This is a genomic window from Clostridium sp. AM42-4 (assembly GCF_003480105.1).
Taxonomy (GTDB): domain Bacteria; phylum Bacillota; class Clostridia; order Lachnospirales; family Lachnospiraceae; genus Brotaphodocola.
This window is the reverse complement of sequence record NZ_QUIK01000003.1, coordinates 1-14,730: the sequence shown is the minus strand read 5'-3', so window position 1 is coordinate 14,730 and position 14,730 is coordinate 1. Positions and strand designations below refer to the sequence as shown.

18 protein-coding genes and 1 pseudogene are annotated in these 14,730 nt (G+C 39.2%); 6 read left to right on the top strand and 13 right to left on the bottom strand.

What is annotated here, in order from left to right; all coding sequences use genetic code 11:
• Positions 1 to 19: 19 nt before the first annotated feature.
• Both DW922_RS02800 and DW922_RS02795 read right to left on the bottom strand, forming a co-directional pair.
• Positions 20 to 346 (bottom strand): hypothetical protein, encoded by a 327-nt coding sequence (locus DW922_RS02800; protein ID WP_222891074.1) that lies wholly within the window; start codon positions 344 to 346, stop codon positions 20 to 22.
• Positions 347 to 437: 91 nt separating this feature from the next.
• A complete protein-coding gene (locus DW922_RS02795) occupies positions 438 to 1,358 on the bottom strand; it encodes a hypothetical protein (RefSeq protein WP_114001565.1) in 921 nt (306 codons plus the stop codon).
• 59 nt (positions 1,359 to 1,417) lie between these two features.
• On the opposite strand from DW922_RS02795, the gene DW922_RS02790 reads away from it, so the two are divergent.
• Entirely contained in the window at positions 1,418 to 2,152 is a 735-nt protein-coding gene (locus DW922_RS02790) for a Crp/Fnr family transcriptional regulator (protein WP_338126087.1), read from the top strand.
• Between the two features lie 118 nt (positions 2,153 to 2,270).
• On the opposite strand, the gene DW922_RS02785 is transcribed toward DW922_RS02790, so the two are convergent.
• The 7 genes from DW922_RS02785 to dinB all read right to left on the bottom strand — a co-directional run bounded on the left by DW922_RS02785 (position 2,271) and on the right by dinB (position 7,920).
• The gene (locus tag DW922_RS02785) at positions 2,271 to 3,962 is read right to left on the bottom strand and encodes an FAD-dependent oxidoreductase (RefSeq protein ID WP_114001567.1); all 1,692 of its coding nucleotides are present in this window, start codon (positions 3,960 to 3,962) and stop codon (positions 2,271 to 2,273) included.
• Position 3,963: 1 nt separating this feature from the next.
• On the bottom strand, positions 3,964 to 4,284 hold the full coding sequence (locus DW922_RS02780; protein WP_028086465.1) for a rhodanese-like domain-containing protein: 321 nt from the start codon (positions 4,282 to 4,284) through the stop codon (positions 3,964 to 3,966).
• 12 nt (positions 4,285 to 4,296) lie between these two features.
• Positions 4,297 to 4,602, bottom strand: coding sequence for a thioredoxin (gene trxA / locus DW922_RS02775; RefSeq protein WP_028086464.1), 306 nt, complete (start codon positions 4,600 to 4,602; stop codon positions 4,297 to 4,299).
• 105 nt (positions 4,603 to 4,707) lie between these two features.
• Complete coding sequence (locus DW922_RS02770; protein WP_182439088.1) at positions 4,708 to 5,334, bottom strand: sigma factor-like helix-turn-helix DNA-binding protein; 627 nt, start codon at positions 5,332 to 5,334, stop codon at positions 4,708 to 4,710.
• A 260-nt stretch (positions 5,335 to 5,594) separates the two neighbouring features.
• The gene (locus DW922_RS02765; protein ID WP_026650125.1) at positions 5,595 to 6,140 is read right to left on the bottom strand and encodes a hypothetical protein; all 546 of its coding nucleotides are present in this window, start codon (positions 6,138 to 6,140) and stop codon (positions 5,595 to 5,597) included.
• Positions 6,141 to 6,415: 275 nt separating this feature from the next.
• Positions 6,416 to 6,655, bottom strand: coding sequence for a hypothetical protein (locus DW922_RS02760; RefSeq protein WP_026650126.1), 240 nt, complete (start codon positions 6,653 to 6,655; stop codon positions 6,416 to 6,418).
• 20 nt (positions 6,656 to 6,675) lie between these two features.
• Positions 6,676 to 7,920: a DNA polymerase IV gene (gene dinB / locus DW922_RS02755; RefSeq protein WP_095906918.1), complete on the bottom strand. Its 1,245-nt coding sequence runs from the start codon at positions 7,918 to 7,920 to the stop codon at positions 6,676 to 6,678.
• Between the two features lie 193 nt (positions 7,921 to 8,113).
• Here dinB and DW922_RS02750 point away from each other — a divergent pair, with 193 nt between their 5' ends.
• From DW922_RS02750 to DW922_RS02740, 3 genes are all read left to right on the top strand, one after another.
• The gene (locus DW922_RS02750; RefSeq protein WP_095906919.1) at positions 8,114 to 8,566 is read left to right on the top strand and encodes a helix-turn-helix transcriptional regulator; all 453 of its coding nucleotides are present in this window, start codon (positions 8,114 to 8,116) and stop codon (positions 8,564 to 8,566) included.
• A 77-nt stretch (positions 8,567 to 8,643) separates the two neighbouring features.
• Entirely contained in the window at positions 8,644 to 9,198 is a 555-nt protein-coding gene (locus tag DW922_RS02745) for an ImmA/IrrE family metallo-endopeptidase (RefSeq protein WP_055182584.1), read from the top strand.
• A gap of 33 nt (positions 9,199 to 9,231) precedes the next feature.
• Positions 9,232 to 9,525 carry a hypothetical protein gene (locus DW922_RS02740; RefSeq protein WP_026650130.1) on the top strand — a complete coding sequence of 98 codons (294 nt, stop codon included), beginning with the start codon at positions 9,232 to 9,234 and terminating at the stop codon, positions 9,523 to 9,525.
• A gap of 72 nt (positions 9,526 to 9,597) precedes the next feature.
• Here DW922_RS02740 and DW922_RS02735 read toward each other — a convergent pair whose 3' ends face one another.
• Positions 9,598 to 10,353 carry an NUDIX domain-containing protein gene (locus DW922_RS02735; RefSeq protein WP_049946956.1) on the bottom strand — a complete coding sequence of 252 codons (756 nt, stop codon included), beginning with the start codon at positions 10,351 to 10,353 and terminating at the stop codon, positions 9,598 to 9,600.
• 282 nt (positions 10,354 to 10,635) lie between these two features.
• Here DW922_RS02735 and DW922_RS02730 point away from each other — a divergent pair, with 282 nt between their 5' ends.
• Entirely contained in the window at positions 10,636 to 10,959 is a 324-nt protein-coding gene (locus DW922_RS02730; RefSeq protein WP_026650133.1) for a MobC family plasmid mobilization relaxosome protein, read from the top strand.
• Complete coding sequence (locus tag DW922_RS02725; protein ID WP_114001569.1) at positions 10,926 to 12,284, top strand: relaxase/mobilization nuclease domain-containing protein; 1,359 nt, start codon at positions 10,926 to 10,928, stop codon at positions 12,282 to 12,284. The genes DW922_RS02730 and DW922_RS02725 overlap by 34 nt, the downstream gene beginning before the upstream one ends.
• Before the next feature lie 66 nt (positions 12,285 to 12,350).
• Here DW922_RS02725 and DW922_RS02720 read toward each other — a convergent pair whose 3' ends face one another.
• The 3 genes and pseudogenes from DW922_RS02720 to DW922_RS02710 all read right to left on the bottom strand — a co-directional run.
• Positions 12,351 to 13,019, bottom strand: a complete 669-nt coding sequence (locus tag DW922_RS02720; protein ID WP_114001570.1) for an SIMPL domain-containing protein — start codon at positions 13,017 to 13,019, stop codon at positions 12,351 to 12,353.
• The gene (locus DW922_RS02715; protein ID WP_114001571.1) at positions 13,003 to 14,331 is read right to left on the bottom strand and encodes an ADP-ribosylglycohydrolase family protein; all 1,329 of its coding nucleotides are present in this window, start codon (positions 14,329 to 14,331) and stop codon (positions 13,003 to 13,005) included. Before DW922_RS02715 ends, DW922_RS02720 begins: the two co-directional genes overlap by 17 nt.
• 72 nt (positions 14,332 to 14,403) lie before the next feature.
• Positions 14,404 to 14,688, bottom strand: a pseudogene (locus DW922_RS02710) (endonuclease); the annotation flags it as partial.
• Positions 14,689 to 14,730: the final 42 nt, after the last annotated feature.

Genomic DNA, 14,730 nt, shown 5'->3' with positions numbered 1-14,730 from the left:
TTACAATGACATATTTTTATTATACATTACCTTTATATTTATATATGATGTTTAGAATTTCCTCAGTTGTTCGAATAATTTCTTTTTGTTTTTCTTTCATTGTTATAGATTTGCTTTCTTCTTCAGCTAACGAAGAGTAAAGGTGAATGGTATTAGCATGATTCCATATCTCATCGTAAATTTTCTCGATTTCATCAGCACTCCGAAATGCCTGGTCTGTTTGCATTTGCAAGTGTTCTCGTTGCTCTTCCAGATGATTCATCCGTTCTTGTAACTGATCCCTTTCTTTCTGCAATCGATCATGTTGTGCTTGCAGTTGATCTATTTGTATTTTAATTTCGCTCATCTTTTCTTTCTGTCTCCGCATAAGCATCATCAAATATACAACTACAACTACAAATACAAATAATAGTATTATGTACAGCATAAACTTCTCCTCACGACACATATATTTCGACGGTTTTCCGCAAATCAACTATTGATAATGGCATAGAAAGAACAGTTAGTTTTCCTGAATTCTTTTTAATTTCAACAGCATCAGGATTGCCTGTGATTAAAATTACAGGTGTTGTCCTGTCCGCACGCCATGGCTGATTCGGTTGGCTCGTCATATCTTCGGTAACAATCCAAAGATCCGGCTTATGTCTGCCTAATCTTGTTTTAGCACTTTCCGGTGTGTAAAACAGCATGATCTGATCTGAAATAAATTGCAATGTTTCTTTTAATCCTTTTGCATAACGTTCACTGCCACAGACCAGTGCAATAATAGAAGCAGCTTTCTTTTTTTGTGTTACCTGAATAAAATCCAAAACTGGTGTATTATAGAGACTAAAGTCTTTTTCCAAATGAACTTTATCATAATAATTCTTTGCTGCCTTGCACATCCTCAGACAAAACTGTTCTATGTCTATACGAATATCGTTTCCGTTCTCCTGTATGTTCATACTTTCCAACTGACAAACTGACATTCCACAGTTTAGTCCAAGATGAAAGCGTATATTATTTTCATCATTCAAAAATCCTTTATTTTGATGAAGATATTCACATCGAAGCTGCCAACAGCGTTCTCCGCAAATATATGGCTTTTCATCGGATTGAGATAGTTTAAAGTAGTCCCCTGCATATTCATCAAACCAGCGAATATACTGGGTTCCCACATCACGGGTCGGATTCTTTTGCCGATCCAGCATAACCCGGCCATCTCGATAATGTTTAACAATTTCCGGGAAAGCAATACCTCCGCAAATATCTGGCAAAGTCAATGCCAATGCCAGTGCAGACTGCCATCGTCTATCTACAATATTCAGTTCTACTTCTTCAATTCGGTCCAAAAATGTAAAACTGACATCTCCCTGCATTATTTATCCCTCCCTCATATTCACAACAGTCATGTACTATAGTCAGTATATTTTTATTTATGGCATATGTCAATTATGTAATTGACGCATCTAAAAAAAGTAAGTATACTATGTTCGTAAAGGAGATAACTGTTATGAGCTTCGAAAATTATTTTCCACTATGGAATGACTTAAATACAGCACAGAAAAAAGTAATTTCAGACAATTTGATTACACGGGATGTAAAAAAAGGAACGATCATTCACAACGGAAACCTGGATTGTACTGGATTATTACTGGTTAAATCCGGGCAGCTTCGAACTTACATACTTTCAGATGAAGGACGAGAAATTACACTTTACCGCCTGTTCGATATGGATATGTGTCTTTTATCCGCCTCATGTATCATGCAGTCCATTCAATTTGAAGTAACCATTGAAGCAGAAAAAGATACTGATCTTTGGATCATCCCTGCTGAAATCTATAAGGACATCATGAAGGAATCGGCTCCCGTCGCAAACTATACCAATGAATTAATGGCTAGCCGTTTTTCTGATGTCATGTGGCTGATTGAACAGATCATGTGGAAGAGTTTGGATAAGCGTGTTGCTTCATTTCTTTTAGAAGAGACCTCTATCGAAGGAACAAATGAACTGAAAATCACTCACGAAACTATCGCAAACCATCTTGGTTCCCACAGGGAAGTGATCACTCGAATGCTTCGATACTTTCAGGGCGAGGGTCTCGTCAAACTCTCACGCGGCAAAATCACCATCCTTGATTCGAAAAGACTGGAAACACTACAAAGATCATAAAACTGTTTTTCTATGACATCTAAAGAATCCTCCATTTATCAGAATTGTGAAAGTCATTCTAATAAATGGGGGATCTTTTTACGCTACAAGTAAATTATAAAATTATTGTGATTATTTTTTAATAATCCATACCACATGCATATGCCCTTTCAATCAGCGCACGGTCATTAACCACTGCATCATAGAAGCGGAATCCACCGGAGAAGTTGTATGTTTCATAACCGTTTCCTTCCAGAATACGGCTGGCAATGTAGCTGCGCAGACCACTTTGGCATATCAAGTAAACAGGCTTTCCCTTCTCAATTTCATTGATACGTTCCCTTAGTTCATCTACAGGAATATTTCTGAATCCATCCATATGCCCCCTGTTAAACTCACCTACAGTTCTCACATCCAGCAATACAACACTTTTATCTTTAGAAATCTTATCCATATCTTCCAGATGCCATTGTTTTAAGGTACCTTTTGCTATATTGTCTATCATGAATCCTGCCATATTTACAGGATCCTTGGCAGAGGAATACGGCGGTGCATATGCAAGATCCAGATCTTTCAGCTGGGTTGCCTTCAGCCCTGCATGAATTGCTGTTGCCAGCACATCAATACGTTTATCAACTCCTTCATATCCAATAATCTGAGCACCAAGCAAACGATAAGTCTCTTTTTCAAAAACCACCTTCATGGTCATCACTTTTCCACCAGGATAGTAACCGGCATGACTCATAGGAGAAAGAATTACTGTATCTACATCTAATCCTGACTTTTTGGCATTGGTTTCATTGATACCTGTAGTGGCTGCTGTCATATCAAATACTTTGATAACGGAGCTTCCCTGACTGCCCAGGTAACGGCTGTCACCACCACAAATATTATCAGCGATGATCCTGCCCTGCTTGTTGGCTGGTCCGGCCAAAGAGATCAGCGCATCATCACCCGTAACATAATGTTTTACCTGAACTGCATCACCTGCTGCATAAATATCCGGTACAGAAGTTTCCATTCTGTCATTCACTACGATACTTCCCTTGATGCCAAGTTCCAGACCAGCTTCTTTTGCTAATGCTGTGTCTGGTGTAACTCCGATTGCCAGCACCACCATATCAGCCTGAAGGGATGGATTATCTTTTAATAGAACCTCTACTCCATTGTCCTTTTCTTTAAATCCTTCTACTGTATAGCCCAGTACCAGTTTTATCCCATGCTTTCTCATTTCATTATGGATCATGGATGCCATATCCGGGTCAAATGGGTTCATCAGCTGCTTAGGCCGCTGGACAATTGTAACATCCATGCCAAGCTCCCTCAAATTTTCTGCCAGTTCCAGACCAATAAAACCGCCACCTGCCAATACAGCCGATTTTGGATGATTCTTATTTATATATTCCTTTATCCGAAAAGTGTCTTCTACAGTACGAAGTGTAAAAAGTTTATCCATACCTACTCCGGGAAGTCTCGGCTGTGTTGGCTTTGCACCTGGAGAGAGGATCAGCTTATCATAGTTTTCTTCAAATATCTCACCATTCTCTAAATTTTTCACTGAAACCGTTTTTCGTTCCGTATGTATGGAGATAACTTCATGATGAATTTTCATGTTAATACGGAATCGTTTAAAAAAACTCTCTGGTGTCTGTAGTGTAAGTTCTTCCGGGTCTGTGATCACGTCTCCGATATAATATGGAAGCCCACAATTCGCATAGGATATGTATCCGGATCTTTCAAACACAATAATTTCTGCATGTTCATCCAATCTTCGTATTCTTGCTGCAGCTGTAGCTCCTCCGGCTACACCGCCTACGATTATTACCTTCATCTTATTTTTCCACCTTTCCTGAATAAGCAGCAATGCCACCAATATTATTTACTTTAGAATATCCCATTCGTTGCAACATCCCAGTTGCTTGACGACTTCGGGCTCCGGAATAACAGTATACAAACAGCGGTATTTCTGTATTCTTCACTACCGAAACAACATTGTTAAGTTGTTGCAATGGCACATTTTTACTTTCTGGTATATGCCCTTCCTGATATTCCTGCGGCGTACGAACATCCAGCAGAACTGCACCAGCAGTCTTTTTATATTCCTCTATCCCTTGATTAATATTCGCCTGTTTTAAAAAATCAAAAAATCCCATTAACGCACCTCCTTAAAGCATCTCTAAGATTGCCTTCTTAGGTCTTGCCCCTGAAACTTTTGTTACAATCTTCCCATTCTTCATAACCACCAAAGTTGGAATACTCATAATACCAAATTTACTTGCCAGTTCTGGCTGCTCATCCACATTGATCTTTCCAACTTTGATATCAGGGCGTTCACTTGCTATCTCCTCTATGATAGGAGCCACCATACGACAAGGAGCACACCAAGGAGCCCAAAAGTCTAAAAGAACGGTTTTCTCGGAATCCATTATTTCATTCTGAAAATTATTTTTATTGATATTAATAGCAGACATTTTACAGTCCTCCTTGTTTTTTCTTTTGTGGCTTTATTATAATCTGAAATTCATTTGTTTTCTGTGATATCATCACATTATTATCATGATTAATTTTTAACTAATTTATTTTTTCATCTTATGATCTGATGGCAGTCTCACTTCTCCGGTCCTTTTCTTCATAATAGAATTCTGTGTTTCCATCTGTGTTGGAATATAATCGCTTTCCTGCAGAAATGCACCAGCCGCCTCAGCATATGATTCATATCCAGCTGCTTTCATCCTCTTTAACATTTTTGCCAAAGCACTTTTCTTGTCTCTACTTACCTGACGTGTGCTGATGCCCAGTTCCTCTGCTGTTTCCTTAACCTGTTTTCCCATGATAAAATAATCGCTCACGATTTTCTTTTCTTTCTCTGTCAGATCACTGAAGAGTTCTTTGAAGAAGATCTCAGTTGTGATATCCGATGCAATATCACGTCCACTATCTGCGATAAAGTCTGTCGCACAACCGTTCTCTGATTCTAATCCACAAAATAATACTGTATTATTTCTCTGATGCTGCTGATCGAACATATAATGTTCCTTATTATAAGAAATATTAAGAACTTCCAGCTCCTCTGCAGTAATATTAGCGTATTTCACCTTCTGGTATCTGTCGTAAAATGTGTATTTTCTTTTTTCCATGATTGTTCCTCCGATTTGTCGTTTTTGTTGATTTGTGACAAATCGAAAATCATGGATATCTGGCATAATGCCTGCCTCTTCCCTGCATCTTGATATGCTCTTCCTTTCCGGCATCTACCTGTTAAAAAGGAAGCTTTTTCAAATCTGCAACCTGTTTTTGGGTATAAAAAAAGGCCATGCCCTTCCGGGCACAGCCTGACGCCTTATAATTTGAGAAAAGAAAAACCTCCGCAAACATTACGTCTGCGAAGGTCTATTTCTCTCAGCATATCAATTCTAACATGCACGTATTTTCATTGTAATACCATTCACATGCCAGTTTACTGTCAGTTCACTGCCACTTTACTTCCACTTTTCTTCCAGTTTATTTCCTCCATCTTATTCTGTATCTTTTCCGGTCGTGTAAATGCCCAGAGCATTGTTGCATACAACCGGATTGCTTTCTTACGGTTTCGATAGTAAGTGGTGCTTGGCATATCATCCAGCATCAGCATCACATCTTCATTGGTATTTCCTGCTTCAAAATATCTATATTTCAAAAGCCGATAATACAGCTGTCCATTCTTTGGATAATCCCTCAAAGCTATCAGGGAATCTCTCATTATTTCCAGCAAACAGAGATTCATATCATTATTCAGAAGCTTTTCCTGAATTCTGCGTTTCTCTGCAGTCGCATCGAAATCTACCAGATCATATAACATTTCCTTCAGATGCTTCCCTTCTTCTGCATACATTTCATAATCTATATCCACAAGATTCTTCTCAATACGGAACATTACCTTGGTATACTGACTCAGCAATAATTCCGTATTCTTATAAGCATCCTCTGCCACTTCTTCCATATTGATAAACATATCCTGTATTCTCTGCATAATTGTCCTCCTTCCCGACCGCTTCCGCAGCCAGACCAATCATTGTATTGTTTGTTCCATTCACAGTCTGTCACTGTCCTAACATCTCTTCATGCAGATTCCGCAGAAATATCCGCTGTGGGATAGCTTCTATTTCTGGCTGACCGGCAACTGTATGATCTATTGAAAGCAATCGGTTCTCACGGGAAAGGATGTATCCCCGACTGCTGATGTTCTCATCGAATATCTATCTCTCCAAAGGGGGCCCTGATTCAGGGCTCCCTTTTAGGGCACCGTTATTTACGTTCCATAAACCATTTATAATTTTCTTCATAAGTCAGATGACAGATTTTCCCGCCCACCTGACAGGTATAACGATATCCGGTTCCACCAGCTTTTCGACTGGCACAACGCTCCGGTTTTGAAACCTTATCAATCGCATACTTACGTCCATCTTCCCAGACAAACGCTGTAGGGATCAATTCTCCTTCCCGGCTAAATACCGCCAGGACATCTACATACACTTTAGCTGTCATTACAAAACACCTGCTCTCTCCTATCCATGAAAATATGCTTGTGGATGAACCGTATGTTCCTTAGCATTCAGCTGTGCCAGTATCTTATCCTGATACATAAATGCTCTCTGAATACTCTGATAGCCAAACCTTCCACGGATCTCATCTACCACCTGGTCCATCTTTTTGATTTTTTCTCTTTTTGTTTCATCCATAAATAAATCAAGCTGATAAGGCATCTCTTCTGATACCAGATCACATCCTCGAACACCAAGACTACGAATCGGATGTTCCCAGTTATAATTTTTCTGAAATAACTCAAATGCAGTTCTGGCAATTTCTTCTGTAAGATTACTTGCCCTGTCCAGCTTGCACTGTCTCGTGAAATGATACAGACCATTATCCCGAATCGAGATTTCTACTGTCCTGCATTGAAAACCATTTTCACGCAGCCTGGCTCCTACACTCTCTGAAAGAGCCATCAAAATAATCTTGACATCCAATTCACTAACAAGATCTCTTGGCGTTGTTGTGCTGTTCCCGATAGACTTGATTGGTGCTTTATATCCTTCTACCGAAACTGGAGTTTCATCCCATCCATTTGCAAAGGTATGAAGTACCAATCCCATCTTTCCAAGATATGTTTCTAATATAGAAGATTCTGCTCCTGCCAAATCTCCAATCGTACAAATGCCAAGTTTCTTCATCGTCCGTTCAGTACTTCGTCCGACCATAAGTAAATCTCCTACTGGAAGTTTCCATGCAATATCCTTGTAATTGTCTTTGGAAAACTCTGTAATGGCATCTGGCTTTTTATAATCAGAACCGAGCTTTGCAAATATCTTATTCCAGGAAACACCAATACTTACGGTAACACCTAGTTCATATTTAATCCGACTGCTGATCTCTTTTGCAATCTTCATTCCGTCTCCCTTGACAGAAGTGCTGGCAGTTACATCCAGCCAGCTTTCATCAATCCCAAATGGTTCTCTCTGATCTGTGTATTCACTGTAAATCTCCTGTGCCATTCTGGAAAACCTCAAATAAAGATCCATGCGAGGCGGTACAAAAATTATTTCCGGGCAAACCTGCCTTGCCTGCCACAATGCCATACCTGTTTTTACTCCGGCTCGCTTTGCAATATAATTCGCAGTCAGCACAATTCCATGTCTTGCTTCCGGATCGCCCCCAACTGCCATCGGCTTTCCGGCAAGTTCCGGATGATGCAACATCTCGACACTTGCGTAAAAGCAATTCATATCTGAATGAAGAATTGTCCTGCTCATAACATTCACCTACCAGTCTAAAAATCGTAATAAAACTTCTTTGCTTCATATTGACTTTGTGAAGTTTTTGAATTATAATTTCTACTAACTTCACGAACATTTGTTTGTATTTTATACGTGATAATGAACTCTGTCAATAGTTTTTATAAAGTTGATGAAGTTACGATTTCAAAAACTTGGAAAGGATCCCACTATGAATTTTTCAGACAAGATTAAATTTCAACGAGAACAGAATCATCTGACGCAGAAAGAACTTGCAGAACTGGTCGGCGTATCACAGCGTGCAATCGCAGCTTATGAAAGTTCCGGCACCATCGCACGAATCTCTACTATGAGAAAGCTCGCTCATGCATTAAATGTCTCTTATGATTATTTAAAACATGACGAGATTACAGATCCTTCTTATGGAATTGAAAAAATGGATTATATTGATGAAGTCAATGGACAGCTTGGTGAAAAAGGAGCCAAGGACATCAATGAGATTCTCGAAGCCAACCGTGCTCTTTTCGCTGGTGGCGAACTTGACGAAGAAGCAAAAGATGCTTTCTATCAAGCTGTAACCAAAGCATATCTTTCCTGTAAGATGGAAGCTAAAAAGACATTTGGACGGAAAAAGAAAAACACTGAAACGGAAAGTGATTCATAGGTGTCCGTATTTTCGTACAGCACTTTTGCTACTCTATACTTGTAGCAAACTATCTTATGAAATATCGAGGTGTTTTTATGAGTTCAAAATGTATAAGAGACACTGTTAATAAAGTAAAAACAAAATATCAGGAAAGTGATCCGTACCGCCTTGCAGCCGCTATGCATATTATTGTTAAGAAGCTTCCGCTTGGAACTGATCCAAACTGTTGTAAAGGCTTCTGTATGCGGGAATGTCGAAAGACCTGCATCGTCATTAACAGCGATCTGCCGGAAATCATACAGCAGATTATCCTGATCCACGAGATTGGGCACGCACTCCTTCATCAGAAAACCCTTCAGATCAAGTGTTTTCATGATTTTGAATTATTCGATGGAGTATCACAATGTGAATATGAAGCGAATTGCTTTGCCGCTGATTATCTTCTGGAGGATGAAGATGTCCTGGAGATGCTTAACGCTGATATGTCATTTTTCCAGGCTGCAGCTGAACTGAAAGTTCCACCGGAACTTCTTGATTTCAAATTCCGAATGATGAAACGTAGCGGTGTTCAGATTGTAGATTCTCCGATTACTTCCAACAGTGACTTTTTAAAAGATATCCCTACTTCGGGAATAATAGAAAATTACTAAATATGCTATTTTTGAAAAAGGAGATTTTTGAAAATGATCAACTTAAATAAACATAGAATAGACTTTGGAAAAGGGGATGTAGGCATTGGTGTCATCGGTAACACTACAGATTCCGCACAACTGGCATTTTATAATCAGAGTGCACGTCCCATCCATATACTCAAGAATCCAGATCAGAATCCTGGGTTCGAACCCATGGAATTTAAAGAAGAACCTTTTATCATGAGCTTCTCCAATCCTGAAAGCATTGATGCAGTTATTTCAATTTTACAACGTGCCAAATATATTAATTTCACTTCCAAAAACGAACCGCAAAAAACAGAATAGATGAATGATGTATCTTATAAAGAATGGCTGTCTTTTCTCCAATGAGCAGGCAGCCATTTCTCATGTAATTCTTTAATACAAGTCTCCCACATATCCATCTGCTTCCAGATGCATATAGCACTCGTCCACCTTCTCTGATTCCAGAATCCGCAAAACGTGTTCCATACCTGTAGCAAGTTCTTTTGTTTTTAACTCTTCCAGCGGAATCCAATAAACTCTTCCTTCCTCAGAACTCTTTAATTCTCCGGTAAACTTATCCGCTTTATACAAGGTAATAACATAGTGCACTCCGCTCTTATGCCAATGATATAATCCTCCAAGCTTCGGTGCTTCAACCGTAAGTCCTGTTTCTTCCCAGACTTCCCGAATCATAGATTTCTGAAAAATCTCATTTGCTTCTACGTGACCGCCTGGAAAAGTTGTACCGGTATAGCTATCATTTACTTTATCCAGAGCCAGTACATTCCCTTTATGATCCTGAATCATACACATATTCATAAAACAGACCTTCTCAATCTGACTCTCTTCTTTTTCATTCAGAGATTTTCTGACACGTTTGTTGATATCCGATCGTTTGGATTTATAATGCTTGAAGACCTCTCCATACGGAATCCAGATTTCTGCATCTTCAATTTTTTCATAAACAGAATCCACCACTTCTTCCAGATGTTTGTCACTCGGAAAAGTACATTTTTTCATATAATAATCTCTGGTTGCCTGAAACATCCATTCCGCAATCTTTTCTTTCTGCTTCATTTTTAACTGGGAATACTTCTTATTCGTTTGCAGTAATCTCCCATCTATCATCTTATGGTTTTTCCGTGACATCGGTTTGACCTCTTTTCTTCTTTTTCATTCAGATTTTACTATACCACAGAATCATGCTTGCGTCATACTTCTGAGCTTCGATGTCCTCTTTTTCTTCTCTCAGTACCTTATTTATAGAGGGTTCTTTTTTAAGACTCTCTTCCGGCGGCTGTGCCACCGGTAAATAGCAAGGACAGGAAGTGTATATACACTTCCGGAAAACCAGCAATTTAGGGAACCCTGCCCTAAATTAAAAACACAGAAGTCACTACTTCGAAGAACCAAAGAAAGGAGAATCTGCCTATGGCAAAGAGAAAAAGAAATATACAGATTTTGTTTTGTGTTTCCCCAGAAGAAAAAAAGCTTATTCGTAGAAAGATGATTGAATCAAAGACAAAAAATATGGGAGCTTATCTTCGTAAAATGGCAATCGACGGTTACATCGTCAACACCGATACCACTCCACTGAAGAAACAGTATGAGGAAATGCATAAGATCGGTGTGAATATTAATCAGATTGCCAAAAAAGTAAACAGCACCGGTGATCTGTATCCGGAAGAAAAGCAAGAATTAAAAGAGATGGTGAAAGAATTATGGCGTATCTTAAGATCTTCCCAATTAAAGTAACAGACAAGAAAGCTCTGGACTACATCACGAATCCAGATAAAACAGATGAAAAACTGTTAGTTTCCAGTTTTGGCTGTTCCCCGGAAACTGCAGATCTTGAATTTTCTATGACAAGAGAAATGGCAAAAAAGAATGGAATGGACAAAGGTGATAACCTGGCATTTCATCTGATCCAGTCATTTAAACCTGGAGAAGTTGATGCCGAAACTGCCCATCGCTTAGGGCAACAATTTGCAAACGAAGTACTGAAAGGAAAATATGAATATGTGATAAGCACCCATGTTGATAAAAATCATATCCATAACCACATCATCTTTAATGCAGCAAGTTTTGTTGATCATCACAAGTATGTTTCCAATAAGCGGAGCTACCATAAAATCTGCCGGATCAGTAATCGTATCTGCCATGAAAATGGACTTGCCACCAGTATGCCAACCGGAGAAAAAGGCAAAAGTTATAAGGAGAACATGGAATATCATCGTGGCACCAGCTGGAAAGCCAAGCTACGTGTTGCAGTTGATAAAGCAATCTGGACTTCCATCAACTATGAGGAATTTTTACAAAAAATGCAGTTAGCCGGATATGAAGTCCGACAGGGAAAACACCTGTCCTTCTGTGCACCGGAACAGAAAAACTTCACTTATATGAAATCTCTTGGAAGCTATTATTCAGAAGAAAATGTCCGCATCCGTTTGGCAAAAAACCGTAACAAAATAAAAGCTCCAAGGCATCTGTCCAGAGAAGCTCGCCTGTATATCAATATCTCCACTTATGTTACGACCGGCAATCGAGAAGGATTTGAACGATGGGCAAAACTAAATAACCTGAAAGAAGCGGCACGCACCTTCAACTATCTTTCCGAAAATAACCTGCTGAATTATGAAGATTTCCAACAGCATGTTTCTGATGTTGATGCTTCTGTTAAAGCGGCTGATCAAAGAATAACGCAAATCAACAGTGAGCTGAGCACACAGAAAATCATTCAAAAACACTGTGATTCTTACCGTCTCTGCCGAAAAGTGATTGAAGATTGCAAATCTGCTAAAAATCCAAAAGCATACCGAACCAAACATCAAGCAGAATACCAACTGCACGATTCACTAAAAAAAGAGCTTCAGGATCTCGGTGTTACCAAAATCCCAAGCTCTAATAAAATCCAGAAGAGGATAGAAAATCTTGAATCTGAACAAGCTGCTACTGTCCGGGAAAAACAAGAATTGCAGAAAAAGCAGAAGACACTGAATATCATTAGACAGAATTTCACAGCACTACTTAATGCTCCGGAGATGCAAATTCCCATATCAGAAAAAGAGCTAACTCTCTAAAAAGAAGGAGGTACCTACTTTAACGGTGCCTCTTGCTTTTCGTCTAATCTATTTATATCTTCCTCTTTATGCAATTTCCCATATTACAGTTGCCGTATCAATAACATTAATATCGTCTGCCTCAATATCTATATCATATGCTCCCGGTGCACTCATTTCACATTCCGTACACTCCATTAATCTCATTTCATTCAATGGCTTTGTTACAAAATCTATCTCTCCCCAAGAATAATCAATTGCCTGTATTTCACCCAATTTCACATTTGCTGCTGTTGTAAGCACCTGTGCCTTTTGAATGGAATCCTCGATTGCTTTATGTAACAGCTCATTTTTACATTTTTCTACATCTGCCACTGTATACTCAATAGAAAACTCTGGCCTTAATGAGCTATGAGCCAAAGCGTAAAGGACTTGCCCTAATCTTTTATTATCAGCTGCAAACTCTATTTTCATATGGTGATTATACTTATAACCTTTAAATCTTCGCTTCCAGCTCTTATCTCTGTCCTGATAGCTTTCATATTCTGTATCGACATTAAAATATACTGTTTTAAGGTCTTTTCTCTGAAAACCAAGTTTCTCAAACAAATCCTTGAGAAGCTCTGTATCTTCTGTTGACCTTCGGAGAGTATCTTCATATTCTTTGCAAAGTTCTTCCTTGTTGACATATAACCGGATTTTATCCGGCTTTACTGCTATTTTCCCTTTTCCTGTAACTTTAATTGTTCTCATCATCTTTGCTCTTCCTTTCATTCTCATTATATTCATACCCATTGATTAAAAGCTCTATCATCTTCTTTGTCATCTGAATATACTTACCAAACGGATTAATCACAATTCCATTCACCTGTTCCCAATTAAGTGCCAGACGAAGTATTGATTCAATAGACTGATTCATCTGCACATTTCCAGCAGAACCCTTATGCATCTCTTCAGAAGATGTAAATACTCCAATCCATTCTTTTTCATCAGAATCTTTTACAGTCTCTATTTTAAGTCTTACATCATGGTCAAGCGAAATCGTGTCACCAGCCTTTACTTTACTTATCTGTTCTTCCGACATAAAAGGATTTTCCGTGATATATGGAACAATAACTTCTCCTGCCTGCTGCATTCTTGTTACCATAACTTCCATAAATAACAGCATTCCATTTTTATCCTGCTGAATATAATACTGGTCGATTGCTGCCTCAATCATCTGATTTGCCTGTGTCTCATCCACTTCATCTGAATAAGTATCCACGCTCCTGCCAAGTACATGATCAAATTCATCAAGAACATCCGTCATCAGTCCCTTATCAATCCGGCTTTTACACTCTGCAATCAGCACAGCTGGGATCCCATAAAATGCTTCTGCAATACTTCCTGTAATAGCACCAAGCGTATCCGTATCTCCACCAAGTGATACTGCATTCCGTATGGCATCCTCAAAATCTTTGGATTCCAGAAATGCGATGATTGCCTCTGGTACTGTTTCCTGACAGCTTTCAACATGATGGTAGTAGGTTCGGATATTATCCAATGTTCTACTCAGATCATAATGAAATTCCCTCTCGATATAAGTTTTGATTTCTTCTTTTGAAGATCCATTCCTTGCCATATATATTGCACTTGCAGTTGACTCTGCACCCTTTATACCTTCTGGATGATTATGTGTCACATTCGCTGTAGCTCTAGCTACCTCTCTGGTTCTTTCCATCGAATCATAAAGCCAGCCTACTGCTGACACTCTCATGGCTGAACCATTTCCATAGCTTCCGTATGGCTTCGGATTATTTTCTTTAAGCCAATGTCTGAAGCTTCCACCATAGCCTGCATGTGGATATCTTTTTCCCCAATCCTGCATATTGGATGCTACCGCATCTTCAATTTTCTTTACTGCTGCTTCCGGTCCGACTGCCAGGAGAGCTTCTCCAACTGCTATTGTCATAACAGAATCATCTGTAAAGCCACAGCCTTCACTAAACAAATCAAAATTCTTTGTTTTATCACCTCTGTCAAACTCAAACGGACTTCCTATAATATCTCCTAAAATTGCTCCGTACATATATGCCTCCAATTCCCGGATTACTCCGGCACCTCTCTTTCTCTGTTACAATATGAGTATAATTAAAAGGCATGCGTCATAGACAGGCTTTGTCTTTTGATAGGTGGAAACATTCTTGATAAGCACCGCCATTTCCGCAAGCCGCTTTTCGGCGTTCTTCAATGCGTCTGCCGCCTGTCCGCTTTCCGCTGCCATTTCCTCAATCCGGCTGACTAAATCCGCGTACTGCTCAATCTTATGTTCCGTCAAGAAATTCATTGTTTTAGCTGCCTGTTTCAGATTGTGGATTTTCGCCCACTGTTCATAGCCCTTACTCTGCGCTGCCTTGATACTGTTCTCAATGTCGATAAGCAGTGATGTGGTATAAAAAAAGTTGACAGCTTGTTCTCAAGGATTTCA